At 67.1% G+C, this 19354-nt stretch carries 18 protein-coding genes; 15 read left to right on the top strand and 3 right to left on the bottom strand.

The features are described 5' to 3' along the window. The first annotated feature begins 145 nt into the window (after positions 1 to 145). From ABIC90_RS15890 to ABIC90_RS15870, 5 genes are read left to right on the top strand one after another with little or no spacing between them, the layout of a single operon-like run. A complete protein-coding gene (locus ABIC90_RS15890; protein ID WP_354355520.1) occupies positions 146 to 880 on the top strand; it encodes a phosphonate utilization associated transcriptional regulator in 735 nt (244 codons plus the stop codon). After that, a complete protein-coding gene (phnA, locus tag ABIC90_RS15885) occupies positions 877 to 2103 on the top strand; it encodes a phosphonoacetate hydrolase (protein WP_354355519.1) in 1227 nt (408 codons plus the stop codon). The genes ABIC90_RS15890 and phnA overlap by 4 nt, the downstream gene beginning before the upstream one ends. 19 nt (positions 2104 to 2122) lie before the next feature. Further along, positions 2123 to 3571: a phosphonoacetaldehyde dehydrogenase gene (gene phnY, locus ABIC90_RS15880; RefSeq protein WP_354355517.1), complete on the top strand. Its 1449-nt coding sequence runs from the start codon at positions 2123 to 2125 to the stop codon at positions 3569 to 3571. A gap of 11 nt (positions 3572 to 3582) precedes the next feature. Next, a complete protein-coding gene (locus ABIC90_RS15875; protein WP_354355515.1) occupies positions 3583 to 4170 on the top strand; it encodes a phosphonate degradation HD-domain oxygenase in 588 nt (195 codons plus the stop codon). A gap of 9 nt (positions 4171 to 4179) precedes the next feature. After that, on the top strand, positions 4180 to 5568 hold the full coding sequence (locus ABIC90_RS15870) for an FAD-dependent oxidoreductase (RefSeq protein ID WP_354355513.1): 1389 nt from the start codon (positions 4180 to 4182) through the stop codon (positions 5566 to 5568). 25 nt (positions 5569 to 5593) lie between these two features. On the opposite strand, the gene ABIC90_RS15865 is transcribed toward ABIC90_RS15870, so the two are convergent. After that, positions 5594 to 6949, bottom strand: a complete 1356-nt coding sequence (locus ABIC90_RS15865) for an aspartate aminotransferase family protein (protein WP_354355511.1) — start codon at positions 6947 to 6949, stop codon at positions 5594 to 5596. Positions 6950 to 7056: 107 nt separating this feature from the next. Here ABIC90_RS15865 and ABIC90_RS15860 point away from each other — a divergent pair, with 107 nt between their 5' ends. Then, positions 7057 to 8016 carry a LysR family transcriptional regulator gene (locus ABIC90_RS15860; protein ID WP_354355509.1) on the top strand — a complete coding sequence of 320 codons (960 nt, stop codon included), beginning with the start codon at positions 7057 to 7059 and terminating at the stop codon, positions 8014 to 8016. 8 nt (positions 8017 to 8024) lie between these two features. Here the strand turns inward: ABIC90_RS15860 and ABIC90_RS15855 are convergent, their stop codons facing one another. Next, entirely contained in the window at positions 8025 to 8789 is a 765-nt protein-coding gene (locus tag ABIC90_RS15855) for a FadR/GntR family transcriptional regulator (RefSeq protein WP_354355507.1), read from the bottom strand. Positions 8790 to 8998: 209 nt separating this feature from the next. Between ABIC90_RS15855 and ABIC90_RS15850 the strand changes: the two genes are divergently transcribed. The 9 genes from ABIC90_RS15850 to ABIC90_RS15810 all read left to right on the top strand — a co-directional run bounded on the left by ABIC90_RS15850 (position 8999) and on the right by ABIC90_RS15810 (position 18046). After that, positions 8999 to 10204, top strand: a complete 1206-nt coding sequence (locus ABIC90_RS15850; protein WP_354355505.1) for an ABC transporter substrate-binding protein — start codon at positions 8999 to 9001, stop codon at positions 10202 to 10204. 128 nt (positions 10205 to 10332) lie between these two features. After that, positions 10333 to 11193 carry a branched-chain amino acid ABC transporter permease gene (locus ABIC90_RS15845; RefSeq protein WP_354355503.1) on the top strand — a complete coding sequence of 287 codons (861 nt, stop codon included), beginning with the start codon at positions 10333 to 10335 and terminating at the stop codon, positions 11191 to 11193. A gap of 8 nt (positions 11194 to 11201) precedes the next feature. Next, positions 11202 to 12164, top strand: a complete 963-nt coding sequence (locus tag ABIC90_RS15840; protein ID WP_354355501.1) for a branched-chain amino acid ABC transporter permease — start codon at positions 11202 to 11204, stop codon at positions 12162 to 12164. Beyond that, positions 12161 to 12931, top strand: a complete 771-nt coding sequence (locus ABIC90_RS15835; protein ID WP_354355499.1) for an ABC transporter ATP-binding protein — start codon at positions 12161 to 12163, stop codon at positions 12929 to 12931. The genes ABIC90_RS15840 and ABIC90_RS15835 overlap by 4 nt, the downstream gene beginning before the upstream one ends. After that, positions 12928 to 13641: an ABC transporter ATP-binding protein gene (locus ABIC90_RS15830; protein WP_354355497.1), complete on the top strand. Its 714-nt coding sequence runs from the start codon at positions 12928 to 12930 to the stop codon at positions 13639 to 13641. The genes ABIC90_RS15835 and ABIC90_RS15830 overlap by 4 nt, the downstream gene beginning before the upstream one ends. 34 nt (positions 13642 to 13675) lie before the next feature. Beyond that, the gene (locus tag ABIC90_RS15825; RefSeq protein ID WP_354355495.1) at positions 13676 to 14956 is read left to right on the top strand and encodes a Zn-dependent hydrolase; all 1281 of its coding nucleotides are present in this window, start codon (positions 13676 to 13678) and stop codon (positions 14954 to 14956) included. Then, positions 14953 to 16098: an ABC transporter substrate-binding protein gene (locus ABIC90_RS15820; RefSeq protein ID WP_354355493.1), complete on the top strand. Its 1146-nt coding sequence runs from the start codon at positions 14953 to 14955 to the stop codon at positions 16096 to 16098. The genes ABIC90_RS15825 and ABIC90_RS15820 overlap by 4 nt, the downstream gene beginning before the upstream one ends. Then, complete coding sequence (locus ABIC90_RS15815; RefSeq protein ID WP_354355491.1) at positions 16095 to 17576, top strand: M81 family metallopeptidase; 1482 nt, start codon at positions 16095 to 16097, stop codon at positions 17574 to 17576. Before ABIC90_RS15820 ends, ABIC90_RS15815 begins: the two co-directional genes overlap by 4 nt. A 92-nt stretch (positions 17577 to 17668) precedes the next feature. Then, positions 17669 to 18046, top strand: coding sequence for a nuclear transport factor 2 family protein (locus tag ABIC90_RS15810; RefSeq protein WP_354355489.1), 378 nt, complete (start codon positions 17669 to 17671; stop codon positions 18044 to 18046). Between the two features lie 30 nt (positions 18047 to 18076). On the opposite strand, the gene ABIC90_RS15805 is transcribed toward ABIC90_RS15810, so the two are convergent. Next, positions 18077 to 19222, bottom strand: coding sequence for a helix-turn-helix domain-containing protein (locus tag ABIC90_RS15805; RefSeq protein WP_354355487.1), 1146 nt, complete (start codon positions 19220 to 19222; stop codon positions 18077 to 18079). Positions 19223 to 19354: the final 132 nt, after the last annotated feature.

Here is a 19354-nt window from a genome sequence, read left to right as displayed (position 1 = left end):
CTGGCTGTCACTGAAAAGGGGGTGAGTGGCGGGCTCCGGCAGTTGGCATTGCTCAAGCTCCGGTGAACGCAATGTAGATTGCAGATTAAAGACTGTCAATAAAAAATCGTTGACAGTTTGCAATCCATGGGGAAAATACGCACCTATGGTCACCAGCAATCACTCCGCCGCCCTCGCGTTTCTCCAGTCCAGCTCGTTGCCGATGCTGATGCAGGAAGAAATCGAGCGTTTGATCATGACGGGCGAGCTCCCGGTAGGCAGCCGCATCAACGAAAGCGAGCTCTCCCAGCGCTTCAACACCAGCCGCGGCCCCATCCGTGAGGCGCTGCGCGCGCTGGAAGAAGCGGGCCTGGTGCGCAACGAAAAGAACCGCGGCGTCTTCGTGCGGGAAATCGCATTCGAAGAGGCAGACGAAATCTACGAACTGCGCGAGGCGCTCGAAGAAATCATCGGCCGGCGCGTGGCGCTGGCCATCACGCCCGACGCGGTCGAGCGGCTGCGCGCCATGCTCGATGCGATGCGCTCCGCCGCCCAGGCGCAGGACGTGGAGCAGTACGCGCAGCTGAACCTGCAGTTCCACGAGATCCTGCTGGACACCGCCGGCAGCAAGAAGCTGACCGAAACCTACAAGCGCTTGGTGAAAGAGTTGCACCTTTTCAGAATGCGCGCGCTCGACAGCGGCGGGGGCCTGCGCGTCTCCGCCGACGAGCACCGCGACATCGTCGAAGCCATTGCCAGCGGCAACCCCGACACCGCGGGGCACGCGCTGCGCCTGCACGTCGCGGGCAGCCGCGCCCGCATGCACAAGGCCTTCGGCCGCGCCGAGTCCGACACGGCCACCGCCAACGAACAACCCACCCCAAAAGGAAGTCTGAAATGACACCGGAGACACTCGAAGTCAATGCCCGCAGCTATCGCTGGATGTCGCGCCCCGTCGTGGTCGTGTGTGTGGACGGCTGTGAGCCGGCTTACCTGGACGCGGCCATCGCAGCCGGCGTCGCGCCGTACTTCGACCGGATGATGAAGTCCGGCGCCAGCCTGCTGGGCGATTGCGTGGTGCCCTCGTTCACCAACCCCAACAACCTGTCCATCGTGACCGGCGTGCCGCCCGCGGTGCACGGCATCTGCGGCAACTACTTCTTCGACCGCGAGCTGGGCCAGGAAGTGATGATGAACGACCCCAAGTACCTGCGCGCCGGCACCGTGCTGGCGGCCTTTGCCGACGCGGGCGCCAAGGTGGCCGTGATCACCGCCAAGGACAAGCTGCGCAAGCTGCTGGGCCACCGCATGAAGGGCATCTGCTTCTCGTCGGAAAAGTCCGACCAGGTGACCATGGAAGAAAACGGCATCGACAACGTGCTCGACATGGTCGGCATGCCGGTGCCTTCGGTGTACAGCGCGGAGCTCTCGGAGTTCGTGTTCGCCGCCGGCGTCAAGCTGATGGAGTCGCGCCGCCCCGACCTCATGTACCTCTCGACCACCGACTACGTGCAGCACAAGGCCGCGCCCGGCAGCCCGGCTGCCAACGCCTTCTACGCCATGATGGACGGCTACCTCGCGCAGCTCGACGCGCTGGGCGCCACCATCGTGGTCACCGCCGACCACGGCATGAACGACAAGCACGGCGCCGACGGCTCGCCCAACGTCATCTACCTGCAGGACGTGCTGGACGGCTGGTACGGCGCCGGCGAGGCCCGCGTGATCCTGCCGATCACCGACCCGTACGTGGTGCACCACGGCGCGCTCGGCTCCTTTGCCACCGTGTACGCCACCGACGAAGCCCGCGTGCCGGGCTGGATCGACCGCATGCAGGGCCTGCCGGGCATGGAGCTGGTGCTCTCGCGCAAGGACGCCGCCCAGCGCTTCGAGCTGCCGCCCGACCGCATCGGCGACATCGTGGTGGTGAGCGAGCAAAGCACGGTCATCGGCACCTCGGCCCATCGCCACGACCTGTCGGCGCTCGAAGTGCCTTTGCGTTCCCACGGCGGCGTGTCGGAGCAGCGCGTGCCGCTGCTCTGCAACCGTCCGGTGACCGGCATCGCAGCAAGCCGCCGCCTGCGCAACTTCGATGCGCTGGACATCGCGCTGAACCACGCCCAATAACAGTCGCCCCGGAGCACCCATGAGCCAAGCCATCCTGAAGCCAGGCACCGTTCACCGCGAGGCCCTGCGCATCGCCGGAGAAAAGGTCCACCGCGACCGCACCATCGAGGTCACCTATCCCTACACCGGCGAAGTGATCGCCACCGTGCCCAAGGCCACGCTGGACGACGTGCGCAATGCCCTGCGCATCGCACGCGACTACAAGCCCACGCTCACCCGCTACGAGCGCTACAGGATCCTGATGCGCGCTGGCGAGATCATCGCCTCGCGCCTGGACGAGATGTCGCGCACCATCACGCTCGAATCGGGGCTCTCCCGCAAGGACTCGTTGTACGAAGTGGGCCGAGCGTCCGACGTGCTGCTGTTCGCGGCCAACCAGGCGCTGGTGGACGACGGCCAGGTGTTCTCCTGCGACCTCACGCACCACGGCAAGAGCCGCAAGGTCTACACCATGCGCGAGCCCCTGCTGGGCGCCATCACCGCCATCACGCCCTTCAACCATCCGCTGAACCAGGTGATCCACAAGGTGGCGCCGGCCATTGCGACCAACAACCGCATCGTGCTCAAGCCCAGCGAGAAGACGCCGCTCACGGCCTACCTGCTGGCCGACATCCTGTACGAAGCCGGTCTGCCGCCGCAGATGCTGTCGGTGCTCACCGGCGACCCGAAGGAGATCGCCGACGAGCTGCTGACCAACGCCGACGTCGACCTGGTCACCTTCACCGGCGGCGTGCCCATCGGCAAGTACATCGCGGGCAAGGCCGTGTACAAGCGCCAGATCCTGGAGCTGGGCGGCAACGACCCGATCATCGTGATGGAAGACGCCGACATCGAAGAGGCCGCCACGCTCGCGGCCGCCGGTTCGTACAAGAACTCGGGCCAGCGCTGCACGGCAGTCAAACGCATGCTGGTGCACGAGTCGGTGGCCGACCGGTTCGTCGAGCTGCTGGTTGCCAAGACGAAGGCGTTGAAGTACGGCGACCCCATGGACCCCGACACCGACATGGGCACCGTCATCGACGAGGCCGCGGCGATCCAGTTCGAGGCGGTGGTCAACGAAGCCATCGCGGCCGGCGCGAAGCTCCTGTACGGCAACGAGCGCCGCGGTGCGCTGTATTCGCCCACGGTGCTCGACCACGTCGATCCGGAGATGACCGTCGCCAAGCACGAGACCTTCGGGCCCGTGTCGCCGGTGATCCGCTTCAAGACCATCGACGAGGCGATCCGCATCTCCAACGGCACGGCCTACGGCCTGTCGTCGGCGATCTGCACCAACCGGCTGGACTACATCACCCGCTTCATCCGCGAGCTGAACGTGGGCAGCGTCAACGTGCGCGAAGTGCCGGGCTACCGGCTGGAGCTCACGCCCTTCGGCGGCATCAAGGACTCGGGCCTGGGCTACAAGGAAGGCGTGCTCGAGGCGATGAAGAGCTTCACCAACTCCAAGACCTATTCGCTGCCCTGGTAATTGCAAGCATCATGAGCCTGAGCCTTGACGACATCGTCGGCCTCTTCGAAACGAAGGGCCACGCGCAGTACGACGGCGAGCCCGTCACGCAGCTGGAGCACGCGCTGCAGTCGGCGCACCTGGCCGAGCAGGAGGGCGCGAGCAGCGCGCTCATCTCGGCCTCGCTGCTGCACGACCTGGGCCACCTGCTGCACGACTTCGGCGGCACGCCGACGCAGCAGGGGCTGGACGACCTGCACCAGTACCGCTGCCTGCCGTTTCTGCGCGCGCTGTTCGGTCCGGCCACGCTGGAGCCGATCCGCCTGCATGTGGACGCCAAGCGCTTCCTGTGCGCGCGCGTGCCCGGCTATCTGGAAGCGCTGTCGCCCGATTCGAAGCGCAGCCTGCAGTTGCAGGGCGGCGTGTTCGACGAAGCGCAGGCCAGGGCCTTCGAGGCCGTGCCCTATGCGATGGACGCCGTGCGCCTGCGGCAGTGGGACGACACGGCCAAGCTGGCCGATGCGGACATGCCCGGCCTTTCGCACTTCGTGCGCCATCTCGAGATCAGCATTGCCGAGCATCGGCAGGCCCTGAGCGCTCGAGCCGATCAAGTCGCCTGAGGCCTGCGCATGCGCCCCTTCTGGATCGAACAGGCGCTCTTCAACGACGGCGACCTGGCCCCCGCCCTGCAGGGCGAGCACAGCGCCGATGTCTGCATCGTCGGCGGCGGCTTCACCGGTTTGTGGACGGCCATTCAAGCCAAGCTGCAGGCGCCTGCGCTCGATATCGTCATTCTCGAGAGCGACCTCTGCGGCGCCGGCGCGAGCGGCCGCAACGGCGGCTGCCTGCTCACCTGGTCGGCCAAGTTCCTCACGCTGCGCCGGCTGTTCGGCGAAAACGAAGCGGTGCGCCTGGTGAAGGCGTCGGAGGCGGCGGTGCAGCACATCGCCGACTTCTGCAAGGCGCACGGCATCGACGCCGAACTGCGGCAGGACGGCACGCTCTACACCGCGACTTCGCAGGCGCAGATCGGCACGCTCGATCCGATGATGCAGGCGCTGGAAGCGCGCGGCATCCACTCCTACCGCACGCTGCCGCCGGACGAAGTGGCGCGGCGCTCGGGCTCCGCGCGCAACCTGGCGGGCGTGTATTCGCCGATTGCCGCCACCGTGCATCCGGGCAAGCTGGTGCGCGGCCTCCGACGCGTGGCGCTGGCCATGGGCATCCGCATCCACGAGCGCACGCCGATGCTGGACTTCAGCACCGGCCACCCGGTGATCGTGCGCACACCCACGGGCAGCGTGCGCGCGAAGAAGCTGGTGCTTGCAATGAACGCATGGATGGCCAGCGCCTTCCCGCAGTTCGAGCGGACCATCGCCATCGTGTCCAGCGACATGATCATCACCGAGCGCTGCCCCGAACTGCTGCAGCAGACCGGCCTGACCGACGGCGTGTCGGTGCTGGACTCGCGCACCTTCGTCTACTACTACCGAAGCACCGTCGACGGCCGCATCATGCTGGGCAAGGGCGGCAACACCTTCGCGTGGGGCGGCCGCATGGCCAAGGTGTTCGACGAGCGCTCGCCGTACGAAGCCGAGCTCACGCAGGCGCTGCATTCCTTCTTCCCGGCGTTGAGCAATACGCCGATCACCGCCAGCTGGAACGGTCCGTCGGACCGTTCGGTGACCGGCTTTCCGTTCTTCGGAAAACTCGACAGCGCGCCGCACATCTACTACGGCTTCGGCTACTCGGGCAACGGCGTCGGGCCGACGTACATGGGCGGGCAGATCCTGTCGTCGCTGGTGCTCGACCAGGACAACGCATGGACGCGCAGTCCGATCACCCAAGGTCCGTTGGGCCACTTTCCGCCGGAGCCGATGCGCTACGTGGGATCGATCGTGGTGCGCAACGCGATCCGCCGCAAGGAACTGGCCGAGGACCAGGACCGCCAGCCGTGGCTGGTGGACCGCATGCTCAGCAAGCTGGCGAACGCGGCGGGCAAGGCCGACAAGGCCTGACCGCGGCGACCAAGGGATAGATCTATCAGTTGGTTTCGGCGAGCGCGTCGGCCAGCGCGTTGACCAGGCGATCGATCTCGGCCTTCTCGGAAACGAAGGGCGGCGCGAGCTGGATCGTGTCGCCGCCGTAGCGCACGTAGAAGCCCTTCTTCCAGCAGTTCATCGCGATCTCGTACGGACGGCGCGCCGGTTCGCCCGGGAGCGCGGCGATCGTGAGGCCGGCGGCAAGGCCGTAGTTGCGGATGTCGGTCACGTGCTTGCTGCCCTTGAGGCTGTGCACGGCGTTCTCGAAATGCGGTGCCAGCGTCTGCACGCGGCCGATCATGTCTTCCTTCTGCAGCACGTCGAGCGCGGCGATGCCGGCGGCGCAGGCCACCGGGTGCGCGCCGTAGGTGTAGCCGTGCGGAAACTCGAGCATGTAGTCGGGGCCGCCCGCTGCCATGAAGGTGTCGTAGATCTCCTTGCTGGCGACCACTGCGCCCAGCGGCTGCGCGCCGTTGGTGACCTGCTTGGCGATGTTCATGATGTCGGGCGTCACGCCGAAGGCTTCCGAGCCGGTGAGCGCACCGCAGCGGCCGAAGCCGGTGATGACCTCGTCGAAGATCAACAGGATGTTGTGCGCGGTGCAGATGTCGCGCAGGCGTTTGAGGTAGCCCTTGGGCGGAATCACCACGCCGGCCGAACCCGCGAAGGGCTCCACGATCACGGCCGCGATGTTCGATGCGTCGTGCAGCGCGATCAGGTCGAGCAGGCGGTCGGCCAGCTCGGCGCCGTTCTCGGCCATGCCGCGCGTGAAGGCGTTCGAGGCGAGCTGGGTGTGCGGCAGATGGTCGGCCTCCACGCCCTGGCCGAAGAGCTTGCGGTTGGCCGCGATGCCGCCCACCGAGATGCCGCCGAAGTTGACGCCGTGGTAGCCCTTCTCGCGGCCGATCAGGCGCGTCTTGCTCGCCTGGCCCTTGCTGCGCCAGTAGGCACGCGCCATCTTGAGGGACGTGTCGGCGGCTTCGGAACCCGAGCCGGTGAAGAACACGTAGTCCAGGCCCGCGGGCGTCAGGTCCTTGATCTTGTTGGCCAGCTCGAAAGAGAGCGGGTGGCCGAACTGGAAGGCAGGCGAGTAGTCGAGCTTGGCGATCTGGCGGCTCACCGCTTCGGTGATTTCGGGGCGGCCGTGGCCGAGGCCCGAGCACCACAGGCCCGAGAGGCCGTCGAAGATCTTGCGGCCGTCGCTGTCGGTGAAGTAGGCGCCCTTGGCCTCCACGATGATCCGCGGATCGGCCTTGAAGCTGCGGTTGGCCGTGTAGGGCATCCAGTGCGCGTCGAGCCAGGCGGCGTCGGTGCGCGTGGTGGACGTCGGTTCGATGGCGGGCGTTGCGAGGGTCATGGGGCTTCCCGCGCAGGGCGGGCTCCGGGGGTGATGGGATGTGCCCGATTGTTCGCAGGGCGATCAGTGTGGAGAATGGCGCAATATCAATGTTCACTTGACGATTCATGCAAGTAAAGTCCAAGCCCCAAAGCAGTGCTCAGGCCACGCGAAGCCGCGCCGTTCTGGGGCAGCTCAGCGACATGGACCTGCGCCTGCTCAAGGTGTTCAAGAGCGTGGTCGATTGCGGTGGCATGGCGGCGGCCGAACTGGAGCTGAACATCGGCACATCGACGGTGAGCCGGCATGTGAAGGACCTGGAGACGCGGCTCGGGCTGGTGCTGTGCCGGCGCGGGCGTGCCGGGTTTGCGCTCACGGCCGAGGGGCAGCGGGTGTACGACGAGACGCTGCGATTGCTTGCGTCAGTGGACGCCTTTCGCAGCAGCATCGACGACATCCACAACCGCATGGGCGGGCAGCTGGAGGTGGCGCTGTTCGACAAGACCGCGACCAACCCGAAGGCGCGCATCGGCGAGGCGATTGCGCGCTTTACCGAGATCGCGCCGGAGGTGAACCTGGCGGTGCATGTGGGTTCGATCAACGCCATCGAGCAGGGCGTGCTGGAGGGCAACTTCCAGATCGGCATCATCCCGGCGCACCGCAGCTCCAAGAGCCTCGTGTATGCCGACCTGTTCGACGAGACGATGCTGCTCTATTGCGGCAAAGGCCATCCGCTGTTCGACAGCCCGCACACGAAGCTCACATGGGCGAAGCTGGGCGAGCACCACTTCGCGGGGCTGGGCTACCACTCGCCGAACATGGAACTGAGCCACCGCGCAAGGCTGTCGCGCAAGGCGACGGGCTTCGACCAGGAGGCAATTGCCACGCTGATTCTTTCGGGGCGCTTCCTGGGCTTTCTGCCCGACCACTACGCGCAGGTGTTCGAGCAGCGCGGGCTGATGAAGGCGGTGCTGCCGGCGCGGTTCAACTATGCGTGCCGGTTCGTGAGTTTGCTGCGGCGGTCGCCGAAGCCTTCACGGGCGGTGTTGGCGTTTCAGGCGTGCCTGGAGAAGGTACACGCGCGGTAGTCGATGGGTCAGCGCTGCCCGCTCGGCAGCAGCAGATGCTTGGCGCCGATGTGCGCTTCCATCTCGTGCATGTGCACCTCCGCATCGACCATGTGCTCGGCCATCAGCCGGCGCACTTCCTCCGCATCTTCCTTGCGATAGGCCGCCAGCAGCTGGGTGTGATAGTCCACATTGGCCTCGCCGAAGTGGTGGTGGTCCAGCGCCTTCTTGTAGACCACGAGGTCGCGCAGCAGGTCGTTGAGAAAGCGGCACATGAAGGACAGCACCGGATTGGGGCAGCTCTCCGCCAGCATGGTGTGAAACGCCAGTTCGGCTTCGCGCTGCATGCGCAGCTCATCGTCGTTGGTCGGCTCGATGGTGCACAGGCGCACGTTGTCTTCCAGCCGCTCGAACTGCTCGGGCGTGAGCTTGCCGACGACGCTCACCGCCAGCTCGGGCTCCAGGACCTTGCGCAACTGGTAGATGTGGTGCCCGTCCAGATGGTGAAAGTGCAGGAAGTTGCGCAGCGGCTCCGACGCATGGTCCACCGACACCTGCTGCAGGTACGCGCCGCCACCCGGGCCTGTGCGAATGGCAATGAGCCCGCGCACTTCCAGTGCCTTCAAGGCCTCGCGCACCGTGCTCTTCGAATAGCCGAAGAGCTCGATCAGCTCCTTCTCGTTCGGCAGGCGGTCGCCGGGCTGCTTGCGCTCGGCCACGATCCATCGCTTGACGTCTTCGACGATGACGTCCGAGAGCTTTTGCCGTTTGGGGCGGTTCTCTCCCACTCTCATTGAAACGCTCCATGCCCATTGGGCGCTGCGCGGGATGCGCAACAGCGCGCGATCTTAAACGGCGTCATCGGCTGGGGTCCGGTCGGGTTTGGGCACAAGGCTTGCTAGCGGGTTTTTACCAACATATTAATTCTATTTATCCGCTTAAATTCGCCGGCACTCGCAGGCACCCCTTTCACTTACTTCCACACCACGACCGGAGAACCCCCATGCAACGCAGACACCTTCTTCAGCTGGCCGCCCTGTCGGCCACCCCGGCTTCGCTCCTGGCGAGCCGCTCGGTTTTCGCGCAATCGGCGGAGGCCATCCGCTTCGGTTGCCCGGTCCCGATGTCGGGCGCCTTCGCGGCCAACGGCAAGTTCGCCGACCTGGGCATGAAGCTGGCGATCGAGCAGTACGGCAGCGTGCTCAAGCGTCCGCTGGCCTACACCGTGCTCGATACCGAAGGCAAGCCCGCCACCGCCGTGCGCAAGGTGCAGGAAGCCTCGCAGCAGCAGGGCGCCAAGTTCTTCGCGGGCGGCATTCTGTCGTCCGAAGCGCTCGCCATGGGCAAGGAAGCCGAGAAGGCCGGCGGCCTCTTCATCACCACCGCCGGTGCGGACGAGATCACCGGCAAGGACTGCAACCCCGCCACCTTCCGCTGGTCGGTGCCCACCTTCGGCGCCGTCGAGCAGACGGTGCGTCCGCTGATCGCCTCGATGCCGAAGGCCAAGCGCTGGTACACGATCACGCCGCAGTACGTGTTCGGCGAAGGCCTCTTGGGCGCGGCCAAGAACATCTTCCAGGAGAAGGGCATCGAGCATGTGGGCAACAGCTACCACTCGCTCAATGAAAAGGAATTCAGCGGCTACCTCACCAACGCCATGGCCGCCAAGCCCGACGTGCTGCTGCTGCTGAACTTCGGCGCGCAATCGTCGGCCGCGCTGCGCCAGGCGGTGAGCTTCGGCATGCACAAGAACATGACCATCCTCATCGCCTGGGCCTCGGGGCTGGAGCAGTTCGACGAGCTGGGCGCGGACCTGTGCGACGGCGTCTACTTCGGCGCACAGTACTGGCACACGACCGACAACACGCTCAACAAGGACCTGGTCAAGCGCACGGCAGACAAGCTCAAGATCGTGCCCAACTACAGCCTCGCGGGCTCGTACATCTGCACCAAGATCCTGATCGACGGCATCGTCAAGGCGGGCACGGTCGACCAGAAGGCGGTGATCGCCGCGCTCGAAGGCATGAAGTACGAAGGCCTCACGGGCACCGAGGAAATCCGCAAGGCCGACCACCAGGTCATCAAGGACTACTACCTGCTCAAGGGCAAGGCCAAGTCGAAGATGAAGGATGCGGCCGACTACGTGGACGTGGTGAGTTCGGGCAAGTCCTTCCTCGCCGTCGACAAGACCGGCTGCAAATTGAGCTAACCCCCAGGCTTGCCCACTGCGTGTGGCCTCCAACCCCCTTGCAGGGGGCAACACCTGCGGACCGGCGAAGCCGGTTCCGCGGTGTTCCGGGAGGGGCGCCGCAGTCGAGCCCGTCATCACTCTTCACTATGTCCGTCTACCTGCTCCAGACCATCAACGGAATCGGCATCGGCATGCTGTATTTCCTGCTGGCCGTTGGCTTGTCCATCGTGTTCGGCCTGCTGCGTTTCGTGAACTTCGCGCACGGCGCCTTCTACCTGCTGGGCGCTTATCTTTGCTACCAGGCGATGCAGTGGGGGCTCAATTTCTGGGCCGCGCTGGTGCTGGTGCCGCTGTGCGTCGGCGCACTCGGCTGGCTGGCCGAGAAGCTGTTGCTGCGCCGCGTGTACGCGAAGCCGCACGAGTTCCACATCCTCGTGACCGTGGGCCTTGCGCTCGCGGTGCAGGAGATCGTCATCGTGTTCTGGGGCCCGCTGGGCAACAGCGTGGCCACGCCCGACCTGCTGCAGGGCGTGGTGATGTGGGGCGACTTCATCTACCCCAAGTACCGGCTCTTCGTGATCGGCTTCACCGCCGTGCTCGCGGTGCTGCTGTGGTGGGTGCTCGAAGGCACGCGCCTGGGCAGCGCGGTGCGCGCGGGCAGCGAATCCACCGAGATGGTGTCGTTGCTCGGCATCAACGTGTTCCGCGTGTTCAGCCTGGTGTTCGCATTGGGCGCGGCCACGGCGGCATTGGCCGGCGTGCTGGCCGCGCCGATCCGCGGTGCCGAGCCCTTCATGGGCGTCGAGGCGCTCAGTGTCGCTTTCGTGGTGGTGGTGATCGGCGGGCTGGGCAGCTTCGGCGGCGCGCTCGTCGGCGGCGTGCTGATCGGCATCGTGCAAAGCCTCATGAGCACCATCTGGCCGCCCGGGGCGAGCCTGATGATCTACATCGCAATGGGCGCAGTGCTCCTCTTGCGCCCGCATGGCCTGCTCGGCCGCAGAGGATGAACCACGCCATGCCAAGAAAAATCACTTTCCTTCTGGCGCTGATCGTCACGTTGGCGCTGCCGCTGTTCATGCGCTCGGGCTCGCTCGCGAGCGAGGTGCTGATCTACGCGCTGGCCGCGCTGGGCTGCAATTTGCTGCTGGGCTACACCGGGCTGCTTTCGTTCGGGCAGGGCATCTTCTTCGGCCTCGGCAGCTACACCATCGCGATCCTGCTCACGCGGCTGCAATTGCCGATGCCGCTCGCGCTGCTCGCCGCCATCGGCATGGGCGCCGTGGGCGCGGCGGTGGTCGGCTGGGTCGCGATTCGCCAGCGCGGCACCTACTTCGTGATGCTCACGCTGGCCTTTGCGCAGATGTTCTATTTCGTGGCGTACACCGCCTCGGGGCTCACGGGCGGCGACAACGGCCTGCTCGACGTGCCGCGCCCGGCCTTCATGGACACGCCCTGGAAGTACTACGCCTTCGTCGCCGTCATGTTCCTCATCGCCTTCGGCCTGCTGTTGCGCGTGACCGATTCGGTCTTCGGCCGCACGCTGCTGGCCATCCGCGACAACGAGGACCGCGCCGCCGCGGTGGGCTACAACCTCAAGCGCTTCAAACTGCTGGCCTTCGTCATCTCCGGTGCCGTCACGGGCCTGGCGGGCGGGCTGCACGCGATGATGACCGGCATCGCGCCGCTGTCGAACGCCGAGTACCACACGAGCGAGATGATCCTGGTCATCACCGTGATCGGCGGCACCGGCAACCTCTTTGCCTCGGTGCTGGGCTCGGCCTTCTACGTGCTCCTGGCCGACTGGCTCTCCACGCTGTGGCCGCGGTGGCTGCTGCTGCTGGGCCTGTTGCTGATCGGCGTGAGCATCGGCATGCAACGCGGCCTGTGGGGCCTGGGCGAGGCCGCATGGCGGCGCGTGTTCCGCAACAAGACGCCGTCCGAACCCAAGGCGCCCGCGGCGCAGGGAGAAAAAGCATGACGCAACCCGTACTCATCGAAGCCATCGGCGTCACCAAGCACTACGGCAAGTTCGCGGCGCTCGGCGGCGTGGACCTGAAGATCAAGCCGAACACCGTGCACTCGGTGATCGGCCCGAACGGCGCGGGCAAGACCACGCTGTTCCACATGCTCACCGGCACGGGCACCACCACGGGCGGCCGCATCCTGTTCGACGGCCACGACGTGACGCACGAGCCCGACCACAAGCGCGTGCAGCGCGGCATGGCGCGCTCGTTCCAGGTGACCAGCCTGTTCGCGAGCCTCTCGGTGCGCGAGAACCTGCGCGTCGCGGCGCAGGGCATCGCGCCGCGCCAGGCCATGAACTGCTGGCGTGCGCCGGTGGGCGATCGCGCCTGCGCCGAGACGGTGGCCGAAGTGCTTGCGCGCGTCGGGCTCGAACGGCTGGCCGACACGCCCGCCAGCGTGCTCTCGCACGGCCAGCAGCGCCGGCTCGAAGTGGGCATGGCGCTGGCCGCAAAGCCCAAGGCCATCTTCCTGGACGAGCCTACCTCGGGCATGGGCATCGACGACCTGGACGACATGAAGCGGCTCATTCGCAGCCTGCGCGATGCGCACACGGTGGTGCTGATCGAACACAACATGAACATCGTGATGGACATCTCCGACACCGTGACCGTCATGCAACTGGGCCGCGTGCTCGCCGAAGGGTTGCCGGGCGACATCCGTTCCGATGCGCGCGTGCGCTCGGCCTATCTGGGCAACATGATCACCGGGGGCAAGGCATGAGCGCAACGAACATCCTCGAAGTCGAGGCGCTGCATGCGCACTACGGCAAGAGCCATGTGCTGCAAGGCGTGTCGCTGACCGTGGGCGAGGCCGAACTGGTCACGCTGCTGGGCCGCAACGGCGCGGGCAAGTCGACCACGCTCAAGAGCATTGCCGGCGCGGTCGTGCCCACCGGCGGGCGCGTGCGCTTCCAGGGCGCCGATGTGGCCGGCATGCCGCCGCACCGCATCGCCACGCGCGGCGTGTGCCTGGTGCCCGAGCACCGCGGCATCTTCAAGCTGCTCACGGTCGAAGAAAACCTGCTGCTCGGCCAGCGGCGCGATTCGCCCTGGCAGCTGGCCGACATCTACCGGATCTTTCCGCGCCTGAAGGAGCGTCGCCGCAACGGCGGCGGGCAGCTCTCGGGCGGCGAGCAGCAGATGCTGGCCATCGGCCGCGCGCTGATGAACCATCCGCGCCTGCTGATCCTGGACGAGCCGGTCGAAGGCCTTGCGCCGGTGATCGTCGAAGAAATCGTCGCGCAGCTCAAGACCATCAAGGCTGCAGGCGTCGCGATCCTCCTGGTCGAACAGAACCTGGAGGTCTGCGTGCAGCTTGCCGACCGCCACTACATCGTGGAGCAGGGCGTGATCGTGCACGAAGCCGCCAACGCCGCCTTCATGGCCGACCACGAAGTCAAAGACCGCTACCTCGGCGTAGGTCTTGCTTGAACGCCTCCATCTTCCAGACCTCTTTCGCAGAACCATGACCACATCCGACCGACACTCCTCCGCGCCCGACGTGCGCGACCTGCGCATCGACGGCCAGCGCCTCTGGGACTCGCTGATGCAACTGGCCCAGGTGGGCGCCACCGAGAAGGGCGGCGTGTGCCGCCTTGCGCTCACCGACCTCGACCGCCAGGGCCGCGACCTCTTCACGCGCTGGGCGCGCGAGGCCGGCTGCGACGTACGGGTGGACGCCATCGGCAACATCTTCGCGCGCCGCGCCGGCCGCAACAACACGCTGCCGCCGGTCACCACCGGCAGCCACATCGACACGCAACCGACAGGCGGCAAGTTCGACGGCAACTACGGCGTGCTCGCGGGGCTGGAAGTGATCCGCGCGCTCAACGATGCGAAGCTGGTCACCGAGGCACCGCTCGAAGTCGCGGTGTGGACCAACGAGGAAGGCTCGCGCTTCGTGCCGGTGATGATGGGCTCTGGCGTGTTCGTCGATGCCTTCACGCTGGCGCATGCCCTCGGCCAGCGCGACACCGAAGGCGTCAGCGTCTCCGAAGCGCTCACGGCCATCGGCTATGCCGGCACGGTGCCCGCCTCGGCGGCGGCATCGCCGGTCGGCGCGTATTTCGAGGCGCACATCGAACAGGGCCCGGTGCTCGAAGCCAACGAGCGCGTCATCGGCGTGGTCGAGGGCGCCCTCGGCCAGCGCTGGTACGACGTGGTGGTGCAGGGCATGGAAGCGCATGCCGGCCCCACGCCGATGGAACTGCGCAAGGACGCGCTGCTCGCCGCCGCCGAACTGGTGATCGAGGTCAACCGCATCGCGCTCGCGCACGCACCGCATGCGCGCGGCACCGTCGGCTGGATCGACAACTATCCGAACTCCCGCAACGTGATCCCGGGCCGCGTGAAGCTCAGCGTCGATCTGCGCGCGGCGGACGACGTGGTGCTGTCGGCGATGGACGCAGCGCTGAAAGAAGCCGTGCAGCGCCTCGCCGCGAAGGCCAAGGTCGAGGCGACGGTGGAGCAGGTCGTGTACTTCCCGCCCCAGCCCTTCACGCCCGGGCTGGTGTCCGCCGTGCGCGATGCCGCCGAGGCGCAGGGCCTCAGCTGGATGAACGTGATCAGCGGCGCCGGCCACGATGCGGTGTACCTCGCCCGCGTGTGCCCCACGGCAATGATCTTCGTGCCCTGCCTCGACGGCATCAGCCACAACGAGATCGAGGATGCCGAGCCCGCGCACCTGGAGGCCGGCTGCAACGTACTGCTGCAGGCGATGGTGCAGAGCGCGGGAGTCGCCGCATGAACGCCGTGCTCCGACGCCTCGCCCTGCGCGCCCTGACGATCGGCATGGTCGCCGCATCCGCCGCGGCACCCGTCGCCGCGCTGGCGGCGGGCGAGCCGATATTGGTGGGCCAGTCCGCCGTGCTCAGCGGGCCGTTCACGCCGAACAGCCTCGCGTTCATGGAAGGCCAGACGCTCTTCTTCGACCAGCTGAACAAGGCCGGTGGCATCGGTGGCCGGCCGGTCAAGATGATCACCTACGACGACGCCTACGTGCCCGAGAAGGCCGCGGCCAATGCAGAGAAACTGCTCGGCACCGACCGCGTCGTCTGCCTGTTCGGGACCATGGGCACCGGCATCGGCGCGGCCATGGTGCCGGTGGCGGCCAAGTACGACAGCTTCATCTTCGGCGGGCTGACCGGCGCCGCCGTGCTGCGCGGCCCGAAGGTCCCGATCTATCACGTGCGGGAGTCGTACGCCGACGAAGTCGCGCGCGTGATGAACCACCTGATGACCGTGGGCCTGACGCGCATCGCGATCGTCTCCAGCGACGACGCCTACGGCAAGGGCATCGAGAAGGATGCCTTGGCCGCGCTCGAGAAAAGCAAGCAGCCGGCGCTGCTGTCGCTGCGCTTCGACCCGAAGGCAAAAGACCACTCCGCCGTCGCGCAGCAAGTGATCGCGAGCCGGGCACAGGCGGTTTACGTGATTGCGGCGGGCATGCCGGCGATCGACATCATCCGCGCGCTGGTGGCTGCGCCCATCCACCCGCAGATCTACACGAACTCGGTGGCGAGCTCTTTCCTCCTGTACAAGGAGCTGGGCGACAAGAGCCGCGGCATCGTGCTGTCGCAGGTGATGCCGCCGTTCTGGAAGACGCGCTTTGCCATCGTCGATGAATACCAGCGCGCGCTCAAGGCCGCGAAGAGCGGCAGCGAAGGCTCCTACCTGGGCCTGGAGGGCTACGTCACGGCCAAGGCTTTTGCGGAATCGTTGCAGCGCGTGAAGGGGCCGATCACCACCGAGTCGCTGCGGCGCAGCATCGAGAACTCGCCGCCCATGAACCTCAATGGCTTCCAGGTCGCATTCCGGCCCGACGACCGCAACGGCTCCAGCTTCGGTGACATCACCATGCTGGCAAGCGGCGGAAAGTTTGCGCAATGAAAGTACTGATCGCACGCCTGAACCACGAGACCAACACCTTCTCGCCGGTGCCCACGCCGCTCGCGGCCTTCGGGCCCGACGGCCCCACCTTCGGCGAAGCGGCCTACAAGGACAACAAGGGCATGCGCACCGCGATGTCCGCCTTCATCGACCTGGCCGAGCAGGCCGGCGCGACGGTGGTGACGCCGGTGTCGGCCTCGGCCAATCCGAGCGGCCCGGTGGACGCGAAGGCCTACACCGTGCTCACGCAATGCATCGTCGATGCGGCGCCGGGGTGCGACGCCATCCTGCTCGACCTGCACGGCGCGATGGTGGCCCAGAACAGCGTCGACGGCGAGGGCGACCTGCTGGTGCGGCTGCGTGCCGCGGCGCCCGGTGTGCCCATCGGCGTGGCGCTGGACCTGCACGCCAACGTGACGCCGGCGATGGTCGGCAACGCGGACGTGATCGTCGGCTTCAAGACCTATCCGCACATCGACATGTACGAGACCGGCGAGCATGCCGGCCGCCTGCTGTTCGACCTGCTCGCAGGGCGCAACAAGCCGGCCATGCGCTGGCACCCGCTGCCGCTGATGGCGCACACGTTGCGCAGCGCCTCCTTTACCGGGGCGATGCAGCGGGCCATCGAGGCGGCGTGCGCGGCCGAGAAATCGGAGTCGCTCGCGGTCTCGATCTTCGCGGGCTTCTCGCTGTCGGACATCGCGTCGCCTTGCATGAGTGTGGTGGTGGTCGATGCAGAAGCGCCCGAGCGCGCGCAGGCCACGGCCGACCGCATCGCCGGTCAGATGTGGGCCGAGCGCGAGGCCTTCATCTACCGCAGCGAGCCGCTCGCGCAATCGGTGGCGCGGGCCAAGCTCATCGCCGAAGGCGCGACGCGCCCGGTGCTGCTGCTGGACCACGGCGACAACTGCATGTCGGGCGGCAGCTGCGACACCATGGACGTGCTGCAGGAAGCGCTCGCGCAGGGCCTTCATGGCATTGGCGTCGGACCGCTGTGCGACCCCGAGGCGGTGGCCCGGCTGATCGCGGCGGGCGAGGGTGCCGAAGTGACGGTCGCACTCGGCAACAAGGTCTCGCTCGAAGGCATCGGGCTGAAGAAAACGCCGGTGCAGCTGACTGGCACGGTGCGCTTCATCAGCAACGGCGAGTACGTGATCACCGGCCCCACCTACACCGGCCAGCGTGCCAGCATGGGCCGCACGGTGCTGTTCGACATCGGCCCGGCGCGCATCGTGGTGACCGAACGCACGCAGGAGCCGTGGGACATCGGCGTCTTCGAATGCGCGGGGCTCGATCCGCGCAACGAGCGCTTTCTGCTGCTCAAGTCGCGCATGTACTGCCGGCCGGTGTTCGAGCCGCTCTCGGCGGCGCTGGTGGAGTGCGACAGCCCGGGCGTGACCAGCTCGGACTACAGCCTGTTCCCGTTCAGCAAGGTGCGCCGCCCGGTGTTTCCGCTGGACGCCGAACTGGCGGCATAACCTCCCACGTCATCGACGCTGCGCGCGTGCGGCGCGACCATTCCTTCACCCCGCGATGTTGCGGGTCTGAACCTCCAAAAGGAATGCGCATCATGAACACCGCCGCACACGACGCCGCCACGATTGCCCAACGCTACATCGCCGTCTGGAACGAAACCGATGCCGGCCGCCGCGCCGCATTGATCGAGGCCGGATGGACCGCCGATGCGCACTATGTCGACCCGATCGCGCAGGCCAGCGGCCGCGAGCAGATCAGCGCGCTGGTCGGCGCGGTGCAGCAGCGCTATCCGGGCTTTCGTTTCAACCTGCTCGGCAAGGCCGAGGCGCACGGCGACAACCTGCGCTTTTCGTGGACCCTGGGTCCGAGCGGTGCCGAAGACCTGATCCAGGGCACCGACTTTGCGCAGATCGATGCGGGCAAGCTCAGCGCGGTGACGGGTTTCCTGGACAAGGTACCGGTCGGCGCCTGAGCCAAAGCCCGAAGGCGCCCGGTCGTTCTGTCAGTCTGGTGTGCCGGCAGGCCGGCCGCGCCAGAGCTTGCGGTAGACCGTGGCGCGGCTGATGCCCAGCGTGCGCGCGGCTTCCGCCACGTTGCCGCGGGCGTCGGCCACGGCCTTGCGGATCAGCGCGGTTTCCACATCGCGCAGGCGGGGCCGCGCATCGGACAGGTCGCCGGCCGCGCCACTGCCGCCGCGCTGGGGCCGCACCTGCACCCACAAGCCCGACCACAGCGGCACTTCCAAAGCCGCATCGCCGCGCCGGGCGGCGTCGAACATCATGTGCAGCGGCAGCGCGAACAGGTCGTTGAAGTGCAGGGCGTGCTGGCCGTGCTGGTTGTACGCCAAGGGCTGGTGCAGCATCTGCCGCGCGGCGGCGTTGGCACCCGCCACGTTGCCTTCGGCGTCGATGCACACCAGGCCCTCGGTGGCCTCGCTGCTCGGGTGGCCGGGCCAGGCCAGGTGCAGCCGCAGCTCGCAAGGGTCTTGCAGCACCAGCGTGTTCTCGATGCTGCGCGCCGACAGGGCCGCCAGGTGCCGCAGTTCGGGCCGCTCCACCGTCTGCACACCGCTCAGGTCGAGCATGCCGATGCATTGGCCCCGGGGGCCGAAAAGCGGGGCGCCGGCGCAGCTGTAGACGCTGGTGTCGTCGAAGAAGTGCTCGCCGCGGTGCAGCCACACCGACTCCTGCTCGGCCAGCGCGGTGCTGATGGCCGAGGTGCCGATGGCGCATTCCGAAAGATCGACCCCGATCCGGCCGATGTCGCGGGCGCAGCGGCTGGCGGCGTCGGTGCCGTCAGGCAGCGCACCCACGTCGATCACGATGCCGTCGGCGTCGGTCAGGATCGCGAAATACCGGGTGTCGGCGATGGCGCGCGAGAGCCGTTCGATCACCGGCCGTGCCGCCGCCACCAGCGCCCGGTTGCGCTCGGCCACCTCGCGGCTGGCCGACCGGCTCACCGGGTCGAAGCTCACCCGCTGCTGCGGGCGGCGGCCGGCCTCGATGCAGCGCTGCCAGGAGCGGGTGATCCAGGGGTCGATGCGCAGGGCGCTGCGGGCACGCGGGGCGTCGCCGTGGAGCAGCTCGCGCCGGGCCTGGGCAATGGCCAGCGAACGCTCGGGGGACGGCGAGGCGATAGAGGTGTTCATCGTGCGGGTTTGCCCGCGTGGGGCGGCTTTTTATGGCTCACCGGGCGGCAAGCTGTTTCATTTTGAGAATTTCGCGGGCACTGCGCAAGTGTCAAGGGTTTTGCCTAGGATAGTGCGAAAGGTGGGCATCCA

The organism is Variovorax boronicumulans, assembly GCF_040544675.1.
GTDB classification, from domain to species: Bacteria; Pseudomonadota; Gammaproteobacteria; order Burkholderiales; family Burkholderiaceae_C; genus Variovorax; species Variovorax boronicumulans_D.
This window is presented reverse-complemented; position numbering and strand designations above follow the sequence as displayed.